This window comes from Halorubrum salsamenti (assembly GCF_007671685.1).
In the GTDB taxonomy this organism is placed as follows: Archaea; Halobacteriota; Halobacteria; order Halobacteriales; family Haloferacaceae; genus Halorubrum; species Halorubrum salsamenti.
This window is the reverse complement of the sequence record NZ_VCNL01000001.1, coordinates 794,316-807,434: the sequence shown is the minus strand read 5'-3', so window position 1 is coordinate 807,434 and position 13,119 is coordinate 794,316. Positions and strand designations below refer to the sequence as shown.

The following is a 13,119-nucleotide window of genomic DNA, read 5'->3' as shown; positions in this document are numbered from 1 at the left end:
CGACGATCGCCTGCCTCTCCCACCGGTCACGCGATCCGGTCGGCGTACCGGCGAGCAAGGAGGAACGCGGCGACCGCGCAGGCGACGGCGAACGGAACGACCGTACTGACGCTCACGAGACCGCGAGCCGGGGGTATCGCGTAGGAGACCGCGGCGGCGACGAGGAGCGCGTAGCCGAACGCGGCGACCGCGAGCAGGAGCGGTCGAGCCCGCGGGGAGCGCCAGAGGCGCGCCCACGTCTCGATTCCGGCGATGGCGCCGGCGACGAGCCCGACCGGGAGCCCGACGATCGCGGAAAACGCGATCCGAGCCGCGAGGAGGTCGGTGAGCAGCGCGGCGACGGCGAGGAACGTCGTGAGCGCGACGCCGAGCGCCGCGACGGGACGGGCGTTCATACGGCTCCATCGCCGCCGAACGGGTTAAAAGAGCAGGCGGATCCTCACGCGACGAACTTCAGCAGGTCGTCGCGGTTGTGCTCGTGGAACCGGGTCCGGAGACACTCCTCTAACGCCTCGATATCGCCGCGCTTCGCGCAGATCGGGGCGATCCGGTCGGACCACTGCTGCCACGGCGGGTACAGCCCGAGCCGGTCACAGATCTCGTCGAGCCGCTCGTCGAGGTCGTCGATCTTGTCGGTCTTGTTGACGGCGACGATGGGCTCGACGCCGACGTCCTCCAGGAAGCCGAACATCTCCACGTCGTGTGGAATGTTCCCGCGCTCGGCGTGGCGGTCGATGATGTCGACGGCGGCCTTCCCGTCCATCACGACGACGCCCGCCAGAATCGAGTCGGCGTTCTCCTCCAAGTAGCGGACGATGTTCGTCTTGATCGCCTCGCGGTGCTCCTCCTCGACGCCGGACATGAACCCGAACCCGGGCAGGTCCGTGAACATGAAGCTCTCGCTGGCCCAGTCGAAGTGGTTCGGCTGGCGGGTGACCCCCGGCTTGCCGCCGGTCGAGAAGTCGTGGCCCGTCAGCTCGCGCATCAGCGTGGACTTGCCGACGTTCGAGCGTCCCACGAGGACGACCTCGGCGTCGCGGTCCGGCCGGTCTTCGAACATATCCGTACGTGAGCGGTTGAGCGGTTTAAAAGGCGCGTCGCGAGACGCGTCGGCAGTCGTCGCCGAGGCGGTTTCAGTACGCGAGGTCGTCGCCGCCGACTGCACCGGCGTCGTTACCGGCCGACTCCGTGTCGATCCGGTCGTTCACGCTCGCGAACGCGGAGCCGAACATCCGGAACACGGCGACCTGTCCGTAGAACTGGACGAAGGGAACGAGCAGGAGGCCGATGACCGTCACCGAGAGCACCGCCGTGATGATCCACGTGATCATCGCGACGACGATGGGCATCAGCACCGCGACGAGGTACTCCGTGCTGAACAGCGTGGGCTTCAGCAGGTCGATGTCGAACGCGGCGCCCATCTCGCCGCGGGCCGCGTACGCCGTCAGACCGGCCGGGACCGCGTAGTAAATGAGGAACAGCACGGGGATGAACGCCAGCGCGAGCAGGAAGCCGACGATCCCGATGAGCGCACCCGCGTCCCCGCCGACGCCGGCGCCGGCCCCGAACACGACCGTCACGAGGACCGTGTACACGATCAGCGGGACGATGGTGTACGCGAGGGTGATCACCGACCCGATTACCCCCTTCATTAGGAGGTCGCCCCACTCGTCGAACTCCGGCGGCACGTCCGCTCCGCCGATCGTCTGTTCGAGCACGCGAACGAGATACCCGACGATGACGAACGCCGGAAGGAGAAGCACTGAGAGGAAGCCCAGCACGCCCCCGATGATGATTCGTCCGATCCAGTCACCGCGAACGGGATACGAGAGTCCGTCTTCGAGCATAGATGATTTCACACCCATCTGATATATAAACATCCCGGTAATTCACCGATCGAGAGGTGAAAGCGCGACGGACGCCGGGTCGAGGAGTACTTGTCGGTGCGCTTCCTGTTTCGATCATGGACAAACAGGCCGTCCGCGAGGCCGTCTGGGACGCCTTCGAGGAGCGCGGCGAAGCCCGGTTCCCGTTTCCGCCTCACGACCGGATCCCGAACTTCGCGGGCGCCGACGCGGCGTGCGACCGCCTGACTGAGACCGACGCGTGGGCGACGGCGACGACGCTGAAGTGCAATCCGGACGCGCCACAGCTCCCCGTGCGGCGCGCCGCGCTCCGGGACGGAAAGACGGTGTACGTCGCCCAGCCGCGGCTCCGCGACCCGGACCCGTTCCTCCGGCTCGACCTGGACGCGATCGAGGCCGACGACGCCGCTATCGACGACGCCACCACCGTCTCGGGTATCTCGGCGCACGGGACCCCGGTCCCGCCGGAGGACGTGCCGCACGTCGATCTCGTGATCGCCGGCTCCGTGGGCGTCACGACCGACGGCGCCCGGATCGGGAAGGGTGAGGGGTACAGCGACTTAGAGTGGGGCGTACTCAGCGAGCTCGGCGCCGTCGACAGCGAGGCGCTCCGCGCCTCTGGCAGTCGAACGCGGTCCGACGACGACGCGACCGCCGTGGCGACCACGGTTCACGGGTTGTCGGTACTCGACGGCCCGGAATCACCGATCGCCGACCCGGCAGACCTCCCTGCGCCCGACGCGCACGACGTACCGCTCGATCTGGTGGTGACTCCCGAACGGACGATTCGGACCGAGACGCCCTACGCGCGCCCGGAGGGAATCGACTGGGACGCGCTCGACGACGAGAAACTGGACGCGATTCCGGTGTTGTCAGAGCGTGCGCCGGGGAGGGAGTGAACTGTGGCGGGGCACCGAGGACAACTGACCGGTTCCGTTTTCAGTCCGCCCGCGGCGCCGGAGCCGACCGTTCCGTCCGGTGGTCGGCGACGTGGCCGCACTCCGGGCACACGATAGTGCGCTCGTCGCCGTCGCTGACGACGAGCCACCCCTCGGAAACGGGGTTCTCGAAGCTGCACTCCGCACAGAACAGGACCGACTTTCCGCGGGAGGACCGGGGACTGCCGACGTCTGACCGGGAACTGCTGGCGTCTGCGTTCATGGTTCATCTCAGTATCCGGAGGTATAAGGGTCTTTTTCGACCTGATCGTTCGGTATGATCCGCATTCACATGCTCATACCGTCCAAAGATTCGTACGGAATAGATCGAACGTTCCGGTATTTCGAAGTGAGGTGATCGCAATCGCCCTCGATCGCTTCCCTTTCGGACGGAGGGAGAAAGCCGGAGCTACCGCGCGAGCGGCATGTTGTAGCTCGTCTCCTCCTCCATCACGAGCTCCCACGTCGCCTCGCACTCGCAGGACACCTGCTCGAAGACGCTCGGGTCCTGTCGCTTGTCGAAGTCCTTGATCGCGGTCTGGACGCGGTCGTCGCACTCGCCGCAGTTGTGCGCGCCGCGATCGGAGCCGTGCCCGACCGGGTCGGAGACGACGATGGCGTCGACGTCGGCGGTCTCCGCGAGGACGTGCGCGACCGACCAGAGCCACGGCGGGCGGTACCCGCCCTCGAAGAACAGCTCGTCGACCATCGTGTAGCGCTGGACGTTCGTCGGGTTCATCGAGACGGTGTGACAGCCCTCCACGTCGGCGCAGCGCCGGATCGAGTCGATCATGTCGGCGGCGGCCTCGGGCTCCGCGAGGAAGGGCGGCTTCATCAGGAGGTACGCCTTGATCCCCACGTCTGCGTCGAACTCGGCGTCCGCGGCGGCCGCCTCCGCGCAGGCGTCCTCGAAGTCGGCGAAGTCGAAGTACTTGTTCACGCAGTCGTGGCGGACGCGGTCGGTCGCGGTCTCCAGCCCGACCGCCACGTCGGTCGCGATCCCGTGGTCCGCGAAGTCGCCGATCTTCTCCCGGCTCACGAAGTCCGGCAGCGACTCGACGACGATGCGGTCCCGGTCCGCGAACGTCTCGGCGATGGCTCGCCGGGTCTCCGCGGGCACCTCGCGCTCGTCGAGGAACGAGCCGGAGGTGTAGATCTTGATCAGCTCGGCCGGTTCGTCCGCCTCCTCGCGCTCGTGGTCGAGGCAGACCTCGATCTGGTTCATGAGGGCCTCGTGGCTCACGCTGCCGCCCTCGACCGACTCCGCGACGTAGCCGCACATGGTGCAGCCACCGGCGCGGGCCCAGCGACAGCCGCCCGTGTTGAGGATTATCGTGAGGGAGTTCACGACCCCGTCGGGCGTGTTGTCCTCGTCGATCCACACGCGGGTGGGCTGGGTCGGGTCGTACGTCTCCGAGCGCTCGGCGCGGATGTCGCGCATCACGGCGTTGTGCGCGTCCATCCCGCGCCCCTGCTCGTACGCGTCGGGGCTCGGCTTGCTCATTACCGGAGGAAGCGGACGAGCGCGTAAAGCCGTGTCGTCATTGCGAGCGCCGGGCCCGGGACGCGTCGACCGCACCGATCGCATTGGTCGCGGCGAGAGCGACCAACCCGATCGCCGCCCCGGCCGCGTTGACGGCGGCGTCGCGCCACGCGAACGACCGCCACGGGATCGGCGCCTGCACGAGCTCGATCCCGAACCCGAACGCGACCGCCGCGCCGGCGGCGAGGAGGAGCCCGCGTCGACCTCGGCCGATCGCGCGGCTCGCGAGAACCGTCAGGATCGCGTAGCCGACGAGGTGGAAGGGGTCGGTGAGCCCGACGTCGAGGGGGAGCGCGTCGACGAGTCCGGCGGCGCCGACGCCGCCTCCGCCGCTCGCGCCCTCCGCCCCGCCGCCGGGCGCGACCCACGACACCGGGATCACCGACGCGACGAGGACCGCCAGCGCGAACGCGGCGGTACCGAGCCGCGGGCCGCTTCGCACCCCCCGGTCGGAGTGGCCGTCGCCGCCGCCGTCGCGTTCGCGGTCGGTCCCGTTCACGCGCCCTCGTTCGCGGCCCGTGAAGTTAGCCGTCACGGAGCGGTCGCGGGGTGACGCGTCCGGAGACGACACCGTTGCCCGCGCTGCTCTCGCCGAAACCGCTCGGAAGCACGGCCACCGACTCGAGCGTGCGGAGGTGGAGCAAACGCCGTTCTGTCGGGGGTTTTCGGCGTGTTCCTCGGTTCTATCGCTTATATATCGCGGCGGCGACCTCGGGGTTGTCGACGTAACTGATATCGGCTACGTCGAGAGGTGAACAACTAACCCACTACGGCGCTTCTATAATGAACGAGCATTACATGACTGAAATGGGCGGCTACAGAGACCGAGTTGCACAGGTCGATCTCGGGGACGGAGCGGTCGACTACCGCGGAATCGACGAGGAGGACGCGGAGAAGTACATCGGCGCGCGCGGGCTCGGGGTCAAGTACGTCTTCGACGCCGGCCCGGACGTCGACCCGCTGGGGCCGGACAACCGGCTCGCGATCATGACCGGGCCCCTCACGGGGACCCAGACCGTGATGAGCGGACGGATCGCGTTCGTCACCAAGTCCCCGCTGACGGGGACGGTCACCGACTCGCACCACGGCGGCTGGTCCGGCGCGCGGCTCAAGTGGTCCGGGCTCGACGGGATCCTGCTCGACGGCGCGAGCGACGACCCCGTCTACCTGTTCGTCCAGGACGGCGACGTCGAGGTACGCGACGCCTCCCACCTCTGGGGACAGGGCGTCCACGACACGATCGACCAGATCGGCGAGGAGGTCGACGGGAAGGTCGGTCGCGACGTCTCCGTGATGGCGATCGGCCAGGGCGGCGAGAACCAGGTGCGCTACGGCTGCGTGATCAACGAGGACGACCGCGCCTCGGGACGGGGCGGCACGGGCGCCGTGATGGGCGCGAAGAACGTGAAAGCGGTCGTCGTGAAGAGCGGCACCGATATGCCGAAGCCGGCCGACCCCGAGACGTTCCAGGAGGGGTACCAGCAGTCGATGGAGGTCATCCGGGAGTCCGATGTGACCGCGCCCAACGAGGGCGGGCTCTCGATGTACGGGACGAACGTCCTGATGAACGCGACCGAGGAGATGGACGGCCTCCCGTCGAAGAACGCGAAGTACACCTCGACCGAGGCGTACAACGAGGCAGAGGGGGTCGACATCGAGGCGGAGCGCGTCTCCGGCGAGAACGTCCGCGAGAACATCCTCGTCGACGAGCCGACCTGTCACTCCTGTCCGGTGGCGTGTAAGAAGGAGGTCGAGGTCGACGTCACGCACAAAGGCGAGGACATGAACGTCCGCACGGAGTCGTACGAGTACGAGTCCGCGTGGGCGCTCGGACCGAACTCGGGCCACTCCGACCGCGACGAGATCGCGCTCATGCTCCAGCGGTGTAACGACCTCGGCATCGACACCATCGAGGCCGGCAACATGATGGCGATGGCGATGGAGATGAGCGAGGAGGGCAAGCTCGACGGCGTCGGCCACCTCGACTGGGGCGACTCCGAGACGATGATCGACCTCATCGACGAGATCGGCCACCGCTCCTCGGACCTCGGCGACCTCCTCGCGGAGGGCCCCGAGCGCGTCGCCGACGCGAAGGACGCTCACGGCAACAAGCTCTCCGTCAAGGGCCAGACGATGGCCGCCTACGATCCGCGCTGCATGAAGGGGATGGGGATCGCGTACGCGACCTCCAACCGCGGCGCCTGCCACCTGCGCGGCTACACGCCGGCCGCCGAGATCCTCGGCATCCCGGAGAAGGTCGACCCGTACGAGTGGGAGGGCAAGGGCGAACTCACCGCCACCTTCCAGAACCTGCACGCCGTCTCCGACTCCTTCGACATCTGCAAGTTCAGCGCGTTCGCGGAGGGGATCGAGGAGTACGTGCTCCAGTACAACGGCATGACCGGCCGCGACGTCACCGAGGACGAGCTGTTCGAGGCCGGCGAGCGGGTGTACAACCTCGAGCGCTACTACAACAACCTCGTCGGATTCGACGGCGCGGACGACACGCTTCCGAACCGCTTCATCGACGGGCACCCGGACGCCATCCCCGGCACGGGCGCCAGCGAGGGCGAGCTCGCGGAGCTCGACGAGATGAAGGCCGAGTACTACGAGACCCGCGACTGGGTCGACGGCGTCGTCCCCGACGAGAAGCTCGACGAGCTCGGGATCGACATCGGCCCCGGAACCGGCGTCTCCGCCGGCGACTCCGCGGCCCCCGCCGACGACTGATCGACGGTCGGGTCTCGACCGCCGCTCGCGTTTATTTTTAAGTAGCCCGCGACGGTAGCGCCGCGTATGGCGCACGACCCGCTCTCTCCCTCCGAAGCCCTCCGAACGCCGGTCGGGACGGCGGTGGCCGTCGTCTCGCTCCTCGCGTTCGTCTACTCGTTCGTGATCGCACACCTCCTCCTCGGCGCTCTCGTCGGGATCGCGCTACCGGTCGGTCTGTACCTCAGCTACCGGCTGTTCGCCGCGCTCGACGCGCTCGCCGACGCCGCCCAGCGGATCGCAGACGCCCGCGAGCGCGAGGCCGACGCGGCGTCCCGGTTCGGCTCCGCGACCGAGGACGACTCCGCGACCGAGGACGACTCCGCGACCGAACGCGACATCGGGGGGTCGCGGTCGTCGGAACGGATCAGCGAGCGCGAGCGCTAGAAGGAGCTCCCACCACGCACGGTTCTGCTGAACGACGGCGGGAGTGGGTGTAGTCCGTCGTGAGAGTGGTCATTTATAAGTGGGCTAGCGGTGTCGCTGTCGGCTGTTTATCCGTGATCGACGACGCGGAGAACACCGCCAAAGCCCCAGCCGCGAGCCGCGAGGCGCGAAGCGCCGCTGGCAGCCGGCGGCAACGCCGCCGGCGACTGCCCCGTTGAGCCCCACCCACCCGACCGCACCGCACAGCCTCACACCTCCCCAGCCTCGCGGTTCGCGCTCTCCGAGCGCTCACCGCGTCCCTCGCGGGCTGGCTCGCGGCCGCCGATGGCGGTCGCTCGCAGGCGCGCCGACCGCATCGTTCTTTATAAGCGATCGTCGCCGTCGCTCACGGCGCTTTAAATCCTGAATCGTTGCCGTCGATCCGCACTACCGATTCCCGAAACCGTTCGCGCTGAGGACTTCAACGGGGCGCTCTCCCTAGAACTCGAAGCCGACGGCGTCGCGGTCGGGCCGGATCGGACTCATCGGGTACGGCGGCGACGCCTCGGGGTCATTGAACGGCCGGGGAGCCACGTCGTTCGGCCCGTCGGGGTAGAACAGCGCGGCGAGCGTCTGGATCGCGGTCCGGCCGCTGGCGAGTTCGAACTGGCCGCCGCCGTACAGGTCGATCCCGCGTTCCTCGCAGTACGCGATCGTCTCGAACAGCGACTCGAGGGTGCCGAACCGAGAGGGTTTGACGTTACACCACCCCGGCTCGACCGGAAGCGATTCGAGGCTCTCGACGCCGTCGATCGGGTAGTCGAATGAGAGCCGGTCGGCCTGCGGCTCGACGAGCGGGCGGGTTTCGGGCGTGAACGCCGGGTCCTCCACGATCGCGGCCGGGAACGCGGCGAACACGTCCCGGTACAGTTCGGGGTCGGCCTCGACGTCGACGTCGGTGTCCTCGTACCAGCCCTTCAGGTCGAGGATCCGGACCGCGTCGGTCTCCCTGAGAGCCGTGAACGCCTCCTCCGGCCAGTCGGGCGTCGGGTCGAGCTTGAACTCCAACTCGTCGTCGAGCGCGAGCAGCTCCTCGACGCGGTCCGTCGTCGGCGGCTCCCCGAGCCGCGTCGAGACGACGAACCGGACCGGGTCGGGCTCGACCTCCAGGTACTCGCCGAGCGACTCCTCGCGCTGCCGGAGCGCCAGATCGAGGGCGGCGCTCTCGACCGCCCACCGGCGGTAGTTGCGGAAGTACTCCCGCTCGGGGGGCTTGTGCGCGAACAGGTCGATCTCGTCGAGGCGCGCCGACAGCTCGTCGATCGTCCACTCGCCCTCGACGTCGATCGGGTCGGTCCCGACGAGCGCGTCGTGGTCCTCGGTCTCGTAGGTCACGTCCTCGCCGCGACCGATGACGCCGTCCCCGGTGAGGCGGAACTCGGTGGTCGTGCGCTCGAAGCCGCTCGTCGTCTCGCCGGTGTACCGTCGGCGCTCAACCGACTCGATCGTCACCGATAGGTCCGCGATCCGCTCGTACGCGCTCATGACGTACTCGACGGCCCGCAGGGACTTAAACGGGAGACGCCGTCGGCGATCTCGCGAGGTCAGACACCCCCGCCCGCGTCGCGAAGCCGGAGCCGGAGCGTGGCGACCCGCGTCGCGAGCGCCCAGAACAGCGGGATCACGGTGAGTGCGACGGCGCCGGCCGCCGCGACCTGCAGCACGGTCGTCGTGAACCACGGCTCGGCGTCGGGGTAGGGGATCGACGTGTGAGTCACCTCGCCGATCACGGGGACGAAGTAGTCCATCAGCAGATCGACGGTGTACCACGCGGCCGCGACCGCCACCGCCTTCAGCGGGAAGTCGGTGATCCGGTGGAGCACGAACGCCTGTACGACCATCCCGAGGTGGCTCACGAACAGGAACGCGTACATCGCGGGCCCGGAGTTCGCGAGGAACGCCGGGTAGAAGGCGACGAGCACGTACGGGGTCCAGAGCCCGAGCTTGACGTTCCCGAAGAAGGCGAGCGTCGCGAGCGTGTCGCTCGTCCGGCCGAGCCCCCACGCCGCGAGCGCGAGCGCGATCAGCAGCGTCGCGCCGGGGCTGTCGGGGATGAACGCCCACATCTCGACCGGGAGCTCGCGGAACTGGAACCGGTAGTACCAGAATCCGAACGCGGTGCCGAGGAGGTTGATCGCGACGATGACCCAGACGAATCGGAAGGCGACGTCTTCCAGCGCCTTCGGGAGCGGGGCGAGCCACCGCGGCAGCGACTCGCGGTCCGGGGGATCGCGGCCGAGCGCGCCGACGATGTCCATACGGTCGGCTCGAACCGACCGGTCAAAGCCGTGGCGGTCGCAGATCGGTGGAGGCGGGAGTCGCGGGAACCCCGGACGAAAAGGGCTATGGGTCCCCGGCGGGAAGGCGACGGTATGCGCCCGCGAACGCTGCTCGCGCTGCTCCTCGTCGTCCCCCTCGTGGACGCGCTGTTCCTGATCGTCGTCGCGACGCGGCTGGGGTGGGCGATCACGGTCGCGCTCGTCGTGTTGACGGCCGTCCTCGGGATGCTCCTGCTGCGTGCCGAGGGGCGCGCGACACTCGCGCGGGTCCAGCGCAAGCTGGCCCGCGGCGAGCCCCCGACCGACGAACTGCTCGACGGCGGCCTCCTGATCGCCGCCGGCGCGTTCCTGCTCACGCCGGGACTCGTCACCGACGCGGTCGGGTTCCTGCTCGCGCTCCCGCTCTCGCGGGTCCCGATCCGCATGGCCCTCAAGAAGTACGTCGTGATCCCGTACCTCGACAGCGAGACCAACGGGTTCACCACCGGTAACGTCTACATCGGCGGGTTCCCGGGCGGCGACGGCGACGGTGCCGGCACCGGATTCACGATGGGCGGCGGCGCGTTCGGCGGCGGCAACTTCGACGAAGGCGAGTTCGGTGGCGGCGGCGACTTCGACGGCCAGGAGTCCACCGGCGACGGCCCTAGCGACGCCTCCGACGGCGACCGGTTCGACGATCCGGACCACGCGGACGACGTCGTCGACGTGGATTTCACGGTCGAAGACGAGGAACCGGACCGATCAGACTGACGCCCCGCCTCCGACGCGCTCTCCCCTCCGCGTGAGCCGTTTCCGACGGAATCTGAAACCGGCTGACTGCGGTCGATTCGCGAAAGGAAACCCTTAAAATCCTACCAGCGCAACGAACGAATGCGCTCACCTGGGCCAATAGCTCAGTCAGGTTGAGCGCTCGGCTGATAACCGGGAGGTCCACGGTTCAAATCCGTGTTGGCCCACCTACAACGTCCACGGTCTTTGGCCGTGGCGTGTTAGGGGCCGGGAACTCCCCAGCCACCTAATTCCGTCCTAACTCTCAATAGTTAGAACCCTCTGTAGCAGTATGGTTCAACCGTAATTTCCACGCACCCTCTCTATATCACGGATTTTTGGTTAGCCTCCCCCCGTCATCGCGCCCTGACTCGTGGTTGTTCTTCAGTTGGTATTGACCGTTATTTTGTCAATCCCAATATTCAGAATGGATCATACCTTAGTGGTATATCATCCACTACTGAATGACTGTTATCGAGGAAACTCTCATTTGGTTACAAATCACGTTGCTGTACGTCGCCGAGTCGGAGGTCGCCGACCCGACGTAGCCGAGCGCGTCGACGCCCGGCGTCGTGGTTGTGTCGCTCACGGTCGCGCCCGAGGTCGTCCACTCGCTCGAGTCGAGTGCCGAGGCGGAGTTCTCGCCGTCTTCAGCGTCGAGGCGGGGGAACTCGTTACGCTCGTCGAAGTCGATGTCGGTCGCCGTCAGCGTGACCGGGTTGTCGTTCGACTCGTTCAGCGAGGCCGGCAGGTTTGCCGCCTCGCCGCTGTCGTCGTAGTACTCGAGCGCGCTGTCGAAGTCCGCGTTCGACCACTCGTCGACCGTCACCTCGGTCTCGATCGCCGGGTTCGGCGTCTTCGCGTCCGAACCCCAGCCGATCCCGCCGGCCGCCGCGACCGGCATCGCGACCATCGGCGTGAGGACCGTCAGCGCCAGCAGCGCAGCGAGTCCCGTCTTCTTGATGTTCATACCGTTCCTCCGTAGCTTCCGCTAAGTGTCTGTGTCATGTTCTGAGAACGGGCGTTTTCGCCGCCCGGGGCGTAGTTACTCGTCTCTCGAAGGACTACAACGTACTCGCGAAACGCCTCTCCGACCACGATCCCGTCCGGGTCCCAGCTCACGCAACGGCTCCCCGCACGCGGGTGAGGATCCCGGCGAGTCTCCCGCCGGGTCGCTCCTCGCGGATCACGTCGTCGCGAACACCGACGATCTCCGTGAGGTCGTCCCGGAGCTGCGCCGTCGTCTCCGCGTCGCCGCGGAGGACGATTTCCGCATCGTCTGCGGTCATGTCTCCCCTCCGTAGTTCGACCAGTCTGTCCACCGCTTCCCGCCGTCGTCGGGCTCTTTCTCAGAGTCCCGCTCGTCGTCGTTCATGCCTTCGACAGCCGAACCGATCCGTCGGCCCGACACGTGCACGTCGCGACGCCGGCGCCTAAGTCACAGAAAATAAGGAGGTTTCTCGGCGTATCTAAGAGACTCTGGTGGGTTCTGCCGATTTATACCTCAACCGGTTGGTGAAGGAATATGGGCATTCAGGGCCGGTTCGCCGACTGTCGCACCGCACAGGAAGGAGACGGGAGTGTCACGGTGACGATCTCGCGTCCACTCGCGGAGGAGTGGGAGATCGAACAGGGTGACCAGATTCCGTTCTATGCTGAAGAAGGGTCTGATATAGCCGAGATCCGGCGTCCGGGAGGATCTCCAAAATAACGGCTCTGTTGAAATCCTCAGAAAGTGATATATTCTGCCCCGGTCGCGGTCAGTACAGGTGATCCACATACCAACACACAGTACCGATCTACCTACATTGTGTCAGAAACCCCGTGCGAGGTACAGAGTATAGATTCAGAATCAAAGACGTGCCGGTCGAGTCGTTAAGCGACGTACAGCACGGCGAAAACGGAACGATCGGGAATTGTCCGCAAATGGGTAGTTCTACCGTCTGGTCAAGTACCATTCGTATCCGTATCCCACAGTAGCCCCTATTGGGGCGATAACAGAGAGAACAATCACACTCCCGAATAGAGCGATTAGAGCAGTAAGGAACAGGAATTCGGAGACCCCACCACCGAGTCCGCCAGCGGAACTCTGACTCAGAGAGAGCATAATGCCCAGCAAAACTGCGTATATGAAGAGCGACCCGATCGCTGAAACGATACCTGCAACGGCACCGTAGCGCGGGTCTGGTTCATCTGGCATCATCACACGCCAAACGACGGCCGTTACGAGGAGCGCGACGACCGGTGTGACGATCATCCCGAGGAAGATGATCTCACCCACTCCCGTGCGATACTCCGCTAGGCTCACGGAGTCGAACCCTCGGGCCCTGAACGTCTGAACGAAGTTCCAGAGGTTAACCAGAACGGCAGCGAGGAACGCCGACCCACCGGCAGCGAGGCCAGCCCCTACATCTCGCCGAGACAGACCGAGATAGTCGGTCATACTCTGATCGGAGAATTCTTGCGGTTTCTCGGTCATAAAGGTGTGACGACAGATCACCCCGACTGACACCACTCACTCACGACCGACT

At 66.7% G+C, this 13,119-nt stretch carries 17 protein-coding genes and 1 tRNA gene; 7 read left to right on the top strand and 11 right to left on the bottom strand.

Translation table 11 applies throughout. From position 1 onward, the window contains the following. Nucleotides 1-26: 26 nt before the first annotated feature. The 3 genes from FGL94_RS03990 to FGL94_RS03980 form a co-directional block, all read right to left on the bottom strand. Entirely contained in the window at nucleotides 27-395 is a 369-nt protein-coding gene (locus tag FGL94_RS03990) for a hypothetical protein (protein ID WP_144921146.1), read from the bottom strand. A gap of 44 nt (nucleotides 396-439) precedes the next feature. Then, complete coding sequence (gene engB, locus FGL94_RS03985) at nucleotides 440-1,060, bottom strand: GTP-binding protein EngB (RefSeq protein WP_144921144.1); 621 nt, start codon at nucleotides 1,058-1,060, stop codon at nucleotides 440-442. Nucleotides 1,061-1,133: 73 nt separating this feature from the next. Next, nucleotides 1,134-1,847, bottom strand: a complete 714-nt coding sequence (locus tag FGL94_RS03980) for a DUF4013 domain-containing protein (RefSeq protein ID WP_144921142.1) — start codon at nucleotides 1,845-1,847, stop codon at nucleotides 1,134-1,136. A gap of 116 nt (nucleotides 1,848-1,963) precedes the next feature. On the opposite strand from FGL94_RS03980, the gene FGL94_RS03975 reads away from it, so the two are divergent. Next, nucleotides 1,964-2,764, top strand: coding sequence for a 5-formyltetrahydrofolate cyclo-ligase (locus FGL94_RS03975; RefSeq protein WP_144921140.1), 801 nt, complete (start codon nucleotides 1,964-1,966; stop codon nucleotides 2,762-2,764). A 40-nt stretch (nucleotides 2,765-2,804) separates the two neighbouring features. Here the strand turns inward: FGL94_RS03975 and FGL94_RS03970 are convergent, their stop codons facing one another. From FGL94_RS03970 to FGL94_RS03960, 3 genes are all read right to left on the bottom strand, one after another. Continuing rightward, a complete protein-coding gene (locus FGL94_RS03970) occupies nucleotides 2,805-3,026 on the bottom strand; it encodes a hypothetical protein (RefSeq protein ID WP_144921138.1) in 222 nt (73 codons plus the stop codon). Nucleotides 3,027-3,212: 186 nt separating this feature from the next. Then, nucleotides 3,213-4,307, bottom strand: a complete 1,095-nt coding sequence (locus FGL94_RS03965) for an archaeosine biosynthesis radical SAM protein RaSEA (protein WP_144921136.1) — start codon at nucleotides 4,305-4,307, stop codon at nucleotides 3,213-3,215. A gap of 37 nt (nucleotides 4,308-4,344) precedes the next feature. Next, complete coding sequence (locus FGL94_RS03960) at nucleotides 4,345-4,845, bottom strand: hypothetical protein (protein WP_394348591.1); 501 nt, start codon at nucleotides 4,843-4,845, stop codon at nucleotides 4,345-4,347. A 19-nt stretch (nucleotides 4,846-4,864) separates the two neighbouring features. Here FGL94_RS03960 and FGL94_RS03955 point away from each other — a divergent pair, with 19 nt between their 5' ends. The 3 genes from FGL94_RS03955 to FGL94_RS03945 all read left to right on the top strand — a co-directional run bounded on the left by FGL94_RS03955 (nucleotide 4,865) and on the right by FGL94_RS03945 (nucleotide 7,502). Continuing rightward, nucleotides 4,865-5,101, top strand: a complete 237-nt coding sequence (locus tag FGL94_RS03955; RefSeq protein ID WP_144921134.1) for a hypothetical protein — start codon at nucleotides 4,865-4,867, stop codon at nucleotides 5,099-5,101. Nucleotides 5,102-5,144: 43 nt separating this feature from the next. Then, nucleotides 5,145-7,076: an aldehyde ferredoxin oxidoreductase family protein gene (locus FGL94_RS03950; RefSeq protein WP_144921132.1), complete on the top strand. Its 1,932-nt coding sequence runs from the start codon at nucleotides 5,145-5,147 to the stop codon at nucleotides 7,074-7,076. Between the two features lie 66 nt (nucleotides 7,077-7,142). Further along, the gene (locus tag FGL94_RS03945) at nucleotides 7,143-7,502 is read left to right on the top strand and encodes a hypothetical protein (protein ID WP_144921130.1); all 360 of its coding nucleotides are present in this window, start codon (nucleotides 7,143-7,145) and stop codon (nucleotides 7,500-7,502) included. A 477-nt stretch (nucleotides 7,503-7,979) separates the two neighbouring features. On the opposite strand, the gene FGL94_RS03940 is transcribed toward FGL94_RS03945, so the two are convergent. Further along, the gene (locus FGL94_RS03940) at nucleotides 7,980-9,026 is read right to left on the bottom strand and encodes an enolase-like domain-containing protein (RefSeq protein WP_144921128.1); all 1,047 of its coding nucleotides are present in this window, start codon (nucleotides 9,024-9,026) and stop codon (nucleotides 7,980-7,982) included. A 59-nt stretch (nucleotides 9,027-9,085) separates the two neighbouring features. Further along, a complete protein-coding gene (locus tag FGL94_RS03935) occupies nucleotides 9,086-9,799 on the bottom strand; it encodes a DUF1405 domain-containing protein (protein WP_144921126.1) in 714 nt (237 codons plus the stop codon). 114 nt (nucleotides 9,800-9,913) lie between these two features. On the opposite strand from FGL94_RS03935, the gene FGL94_RS03930 reads away from it, so the two are divergent. Together FGL94_RS03930 and FGL94_RS03925 are read left to right on the top strand one after the other, a co-directional pair. Next, nucleotides 9,914-10,570: an FxsA family protein gene (locus tag FGL94_RS03930; protein WP_144921124.1), complete on the top strand. Its 657-nt coding sequence runs from the start codon at nucleotides 9,914-9,916 to the stop codon at nucleotides 10,568-10,570. A 132-nt stretch (nucleotides 10,571-10,702) separates the two neighbouring features. Further along, nucleotides 10,703-10,776: transfer RNA gene (locus FGL94_RS03925), tRNA-Ile, on the top strand. Between the two features lie 269 nt (nucleotides 10,777-11,045). Here FGL94_RS03925 and FGL94_RS03920 read toward each other — a convergent pair. After that, complete coding sequence (locus tag FGL94_RS03920) at nucleotides 11,046-11,558, bottom strand: hypothetical protein (RefSeq protein ID WP_241659121.1); 513 nt, start codon at nucleotides 11,556-11,558, stop codon at nucleotides 11,046-11,048. Between the two features lie 148 nt (nucleotides 11,559-11,706). Then, the gene (locus FGL94_RS18155) at nucleotides 11,707-11,877 is read right to left on the bottom strand and encodes a hypothetical protein (RefSeq protein ID WP_186313327.1); all 171 of its coding nucleotides are present in this window, start codon (nucleotides 11,875-11,877) and stop codon (nucleotides 11,707-11,709) included. Nucleotides 11,878-12,113: 236 nt separating this feature from the next. Here FGL94_RS18155 and FGL94_RS03915 point away from each other — a divergent pair, with 236 nt between their 5' ends. Continuing rightward, nucleotides 12,114-12,299: a hypothetical protein gene (locus FGL94_RS03915; RefSeq protein ID WP_241659120.1), complete on the top strand. Its 186-nt coding sequence runs from the start codon at nucleotides 12,114-12,116 to the stop codon at nucleotides 12,297-12,299. Nucleotides 12,300-12,524: 225 nt separating this feature from the next. On the opposite strand, the gene FGL94_RS03910 is transcribed toward FGL94_RS03915, so the two are convergent. Beyond that, complete coding sequence (locus tag FGL94_RS03910) at nucleotides 12,525-13,031, bottom strand: hypothetical protein (protein ID WP_144921122.1); 507 nt, start codon at nucleotides 13,029-13,031, stop codon at nucleotides 12,525-12,527. Nucleotides 13,032-13,119: the final 88 nt, after the last annotated feature.